Genomic DNA, 5,463 nt, shown 5'->3' on the forward strand with positions numbered 1-5,463 from the left:
GGTTGTTCTTTGAGAACTCAACAGGGTGCTTGATAAGCCAGTGCCAATTAGTAATACCCCGGCCGGCTTGCCTCGTTTTGCGGGGTCAAGTTTGGTGGGAGATTCCTTTGGCAACATTTATGTTGCCGGGACAGTTTTTCAACAAGTTTTTGTTGGAGAGTTTGATCCTGGCTCAGGACGAACGCTGGCGGCGTGCTTAACACATGCAAGTCGAGCGGAAAGGCCCTTCGGGGTACTCGAGCGGCGAACGGGTGAGTAACACGTGAGTAACCTGCCCCAAACTTTGGGATAACCCTCGGAAACGGGGGCTAATACCGGATATGACTTTCGGCTGCATGGCTGAGGGTGGAAAGTTTTTCGGTTTGGGATGGGCTCGCGGCCTATCAGCTTGTTGGTGGGGTGATGGCCTACCAAGGCGACGACGGGTAGCCGGCCTGAGAGGGCGACCGGCCACACTGGGACTGAGACACGGCCCAGACTCCTACGGGAGGCAGCAGTGGGGAATATTGCACAATGGGCGGAAGCCTGATGCAGCGACGCCGCGTGAGGGATGACGGCCTTCGGGTTGTAAACCTCTTTCAGCAGGGACGAAGCGCAAGTGACGGTACCTGCAGAAGAAGCGCCGGCCAACTACGTGCCAGCAGCCGCGGTAAGACGTAGGGCGCGAGCGTTGTCCGGATTTATTGGGCGTAAAGAGCTCGTAGGCGGCTTGTCGCGTCGACCGTGAAAACTTGGGGCTCAACCCCAAGCCTGCGGTCGATACGGGCAGGCTCGAGTTCGGTAGGGGAGACTGGAATTCCTGGTGTAGCGGTGAAATGCGCAGATATCAGGAGGAACACCGGTGGCGAAGGCGGGTCTCTGGGCCGATACTGACGCTGAGGAGCGAAAGCGTGGGGAGCGAACAGGATTAGATACCCTGGTAGTCCACGCTGTAAACGTTGGGCGCTAGGTGTGGGGGACCTCTCCGGTTCTCTGTGCCGCAGCTAACGCATTAAGCGCCCCGCCTGGGGAGTACGGCCGCAAGGCTAAAACTCAAAGGAATTGACGGGGGCCCGCACAAGCGGCGGAGCATGCGGATTAATTCGATGCAACGCGAAGAACCTTACCTGGGTTTGACATGGCCGCAAAACTGTCAGAGATGGCAGGTCCTTCGGGGGCGGTCACAGGTGGTGCATGGCTGTCGTCAGCTCGTGTCGTGAGATGTTGGGTTAAGTCCCGCAACGAGCGCAACCCTCGTTCCATGTTGCCAGCGCGTTATGGCGGGGACTCATGGAAGACTGCCGGGGTCAACTCGGAGGAAGGTGGGGATGACGTCAAGTCATCATGCCCCTTATGTCCAGGGCTTCACGCATGCTACAATGGCCGGTACAAACCGTTGCGAGCCCGTGAGGGGGAGCGAATCGGAAAAAGCCGGTCTCAGTTCGGATCGGGGTCTGCAACTCGACCCCGTGAAGTCGGAGTCGCTAGTAATCGCAGATCAGCAACGCTGCGGTGAATACGTTCCCGGGCCTTGTACACACCGCCCGTCACGTCACGAAAGTCGGCAACACCCGAAGCCGGTGGCCTAACCCCGTAAGGGGAGGGAGCCGTCGAAGGTGGGGCTGGCGATTGGGACGAAGTCGTAACAAGGTAGCCGTACCGGAAGGTGCGGCTGGATCACCTCCTTTCTAAGGAGCAACTAGATCGGGAAACCGATCCAGTAGCCCGCACCACCCGAATGTGGTGGTGGGGTGCTCATAGGCGGAGACACTGGCCAGTCCGAACCGGCAACGGTCACAGGATCTAGTACAGCTCTTTCGGGGGCGTGGAACGATTCGTGTGATGCGGCTGGGGAGGGCGACAAAAGATAGCACCCTGTTGGGTATCTGAAAGAACAACCAGATGCCGGCCCCCTTTACGAGGGGGTTTCGGTGCCCGCGAAGCCGGTTAGGCCGTGGGGGAGCTCCTTCTGGGGGCGGGTTGGTCTTCAATGCCAGGCACGGCCTGGCACCTCATACCGACCAGCGAGGCTGGTGTTTGGTGGGGTGCTGATCGGGTTGTGGGTTGGTCGTTGGTTGAGAATTGCACAGTGGACGCGAGCATCTTGTTTTCTGTGGTTAAGTTGTCAAGGGCGAACGGTGGATGCCTTGGCACCAGGAGCCGATGAAGGACGTGGGAGGCCGCGATAGGCCTGGGGGAGCTGCCAACCTAGCTGTGATCCCAGGGTGTCCGAATGGGGAAACCTGGCACGAGTCATGTCGTGTCATCCATGCCTGAATTCATAGGGTGTGTGAGGGGAACGCGGGGAAGTGAAACATCTCAGTACCCGTAGGAAGAGAAAACAACCGTGATTCCGTGAGTAGTGGCGAGCGAAAGCGGATCTAGCCTAAACCGTGTGCGTGTGATACCTGTCAGGGGTTGCGCATAGGGGGTTGTGGGATTTTTCGTGGAGGGGCTGACACTCTTCCGGGGAGTTACAAAGTTGCATGTTAGTCGAACGACGTGGGAAAGTCGGCCGTAGACGGTGAGAGCCCGGTAGACGAAAGCGTATGACCTCATTTGAAAGACACCCGAGTAGCAGCGGACTCCTAGAATCTGCTGTGAATCTGCCAGGACCACCTGGTAAGGCTGAATACTTCCTGGTGACCGATAGCGGACAAGTACCGTGAGGGAATGGTGAAAAGTACCCCGGGAGGGGAGTGAAATAGTACCTGAAACCGTTCGCCTACAATCCGTCAGAGCCTTAAGCTGTTAAAGGCTGGGGTGATGGCGTGCCTTTTGAAGAATGAGCCTGCGAGTTAGTGGCACGTGGCGAGGTTAACCCGTGTGGGGTAGCCGTAGCGAAAGCGAGTCTGAATAGGGCGTTGTAGTCGCGTGTTCTAGACCCGAAGCGGGGTGATCTAGCCATGGGCAGGTTGAAGCGTGGGTAAGACTGCGTGGAGGACCGAACCCACCAACGTTGAAAAGTTGGGGGATGACCTGTGGTTAGGGGTGAAAGGCCAATCAAACTCCGTGATAGCTGGTTCTCCCCGAAATGCATTTAGGTGCAGCGTCGCGTGTTTCTTGCCGGAGGTAGAGCACTGGATGGTCTAGGGGGCCTACAAGCTTACCGAAATCAGCTAAACTCCGAATGCCGGTAAGTGAGAGCGCGGCAGTGAGACTGCGGGGGATAAGCTTCGTAGTCGAGAGGGAAACAGCCCAGATCACCAGCTAAGGCCCCTAAGCGTGTGCTAAGTGGAAAAGGATGTGGGATCGCTTAGACAACCAGGAGGTTGGCTTAGAAGCAGCCATCCTTTAAAGAGTGCGTAATAGCTCACTGGTCAAGTGGTTCCGCGCCGACAATGTAGCGGGGCTCAAGCACACCGCCGAAGCTGTGGCATTCACATTTTGATCCGCGACAGGATTCGTCTTGTTGTGCAGTCGTGTGGATGGGTAGGGGAGCGTCGTACTGCGGGTGAAGCGGCAGAGTGATCTAGCCGTGGACGCTGTACGAGTGAGAATGCAGGCATGAGTAGCGAATGAAGAGTGAGAACCTCTTCCGCCGGATGACCAAGGGTTCCAGGGCCAGGCTAATCCGCCCTGGGTGAGTCGGGGCCTAAGGCGAGGCCGAGAGGCGTAGTCGATGGATAACGGGTTGATATTCCCGTACCCGCAAAGGAACGCCCAAGACGAACCTCGTTGTACTAACCACCTCAATTGCCGGCGGTCTTCGGATCAATGGTAGGCGGGCTGGGACCTCGATGGGTAGTAGTTTAGTGATGGGGTGACGCAGGAAGGTAGATGATCCCAGGCGGTGGTTGTCCTGGGGTAAGCGTGTAGACCGTGTCATAGGCAAATCCGTGACACATGAGGTTGAGACGTGATGCCGAGCCGTTTCAGGTGAAGTCATTGATCCTATGCTGCCGAGAAAAGCCTCTAGCGATGTTCCGAGCGGCCCGTACCCTAAACCGACACAGGTGGTCAGGTAGAGAATACCGAGGCGACGGGTGAACTGTGGTTAAGGAACTCGGCAAATTGCCCCCGTAACTTAGGGAGAAGGGGGGCCGGACGCGTGAACCCACTTGCTGGGGGAGCGTGGTATGGCCGCAGAGAGCAGGGGGAAGCGACTGTTTACTAAAAACACAGGTCCATGCCAAGTCGTAAGACGATGTATATGGACTGACGCCTGCCCGGTGCTGGAACGTTAAGGGGACCTGTTAGCCTTTCGGGGCGAGGCGGAGAACTTAAGCGCCAGTAAACGGCGGTGGTAACTATAACCATCCTAAGGTAGCGAAATTCCTTGTCGGGTAAGTTCCGACCTGCACGAATGGCGTAACGACTTCCCCACTGTCTCAACCACAGGCCCGGCGAAATTGCAGTACGAGTAAAGATGCTCGTTACGCGCGGCAGGACGGAAAGACCCCGGGACCTTTACTATAGCTTGACATTGGTATCCGAATTTAATTGTGTAGGATAGGTGGGAGCCGGTGAAGCTCGGACGCCAGTTCGGGTGGAGGCAATCTTGAAATACCACTCTGTTGGGTTTGGGTATCTAACTTGCGGCCCTGATCGGGTCGAGGGACAGTGTCTGGTGGGTAGTTTAACTGGGGCGGTTGCCTCCTAAAGGGTAACGGAGGCGCCCAAAGGTTCCCTCAGCCTGGTTGGCAATCAGGTGTTGAGTGTAAGTGCACAAGGGAGCTTGACTGTGAGACTGACAGGTCGAGCAGGGACGAAAGTCGGGACTAGTGATCCGGCACTTGCGTGTGGAAGCGGTGTCGCTCAACGGATAAAAGGTACCCCGGGGATAACAGGCTGATCTTCCCCAAGAGTCCATATCGACGGGATGGTTTGGCACCTCGATGTCGGCTCGTCGCATCCTGGGGCTGTAGCAGGTCCCAAGGGTTGGGCTGTTCGCCCATTAAAGCGGTACGCGAGCTGGGTTTAGAACGTCGTGAGACAGTTCGGTCCCTATCCGCCGTGCGCGTTGGATACTTGAGAAGGGCTGTCCCTAGTACGAGAGGACCGGGACGGACGAACCTCTGGTGTGCCAGTTGTCCCGCCAGGGGCACGGCTGGTTGGCTACGTTCGGAAGGGATAACCGCTGAAAGCATCTAAGCGGGAAGCCTGCTTCGAGATGAGGTATCCCACCACCTTGAGTGGGTAAGGCTCCCAAGAGACTATTGGGTTGATAGGCCGGAGATGTAAGCCAGGTAACTGGTTCAGTCGACCGGTACTAATAGGCCGAGGGCTTAACCACCCTAAACTTATGCTACGCGTCCACTGTGTGATTCACAGCAAACGAACAACCACCCCCACCAGGCGGGCCCGGAAGGGCCGGCACCCGGGGATGCTGGTTTGTTCCGTGCTGACAGCTGTTTCGGTGGTCATAGCGGAGGGGAAACGCCCGGTCTCATTCCGAACCCGGAAGCTAAGCCCTCCAGCGCCGATGGTACTGCACTCGGGAGGGTGTGGGAGAGTAGGACGCCGCCGGACTCAACGTGACAG

At 57.4% G+C, this 5,463-nt stretch carries 3 rRNA genes; all 3 read left to right on the forward strand.

Features of this window, described 5'->3' with window-relative positions:
- The first annotated feature begins 149 nt into the window (after nucleotides 1–149).
- The 3 genes from EER30_RS46510 (at nucleotide 150) to rrf (ending at nucleotide 5,451) form a co-directional block, all read left to right on the forward strand.
- A 16S ribosomal RNA gene (locus EER30_RS46510) occupies nucleotides 150–1,667 on the forward strand.
- Nucleotides 1,668–2,094: 427 nt separating this feature from the next.
- A 23S ribosomal RNA gene (locus EER30_RS46515) occupies nucleotides 2,095–5,215 on the forward strand.
- 119 nt (nucleotides 5,216–5,334) lie between these two features.
- Nucleotides 5,335–5,451: ribosomal RNA gene (rrf, locus tag EER30_RS46520) — 5S ribosomal RNA — on the forward strand.
- Together the 16S, 23S and 5S rRNA genes form the textbook arrangement of a ribosomal RNA operon.
- Nucleotides 5,452–5,463: the final 12 nt, after the last annotated feature.

The organism is Actinoplanes solisilvae, assembly GCF_003999975.1.
Taxonomy (GTDB): Bacteria; Actinomycetota; Actinomycetes; order Mycobacteriales; family Micromonosporaceae; genus Actinoplanes; species Actinoplanes solisilvae.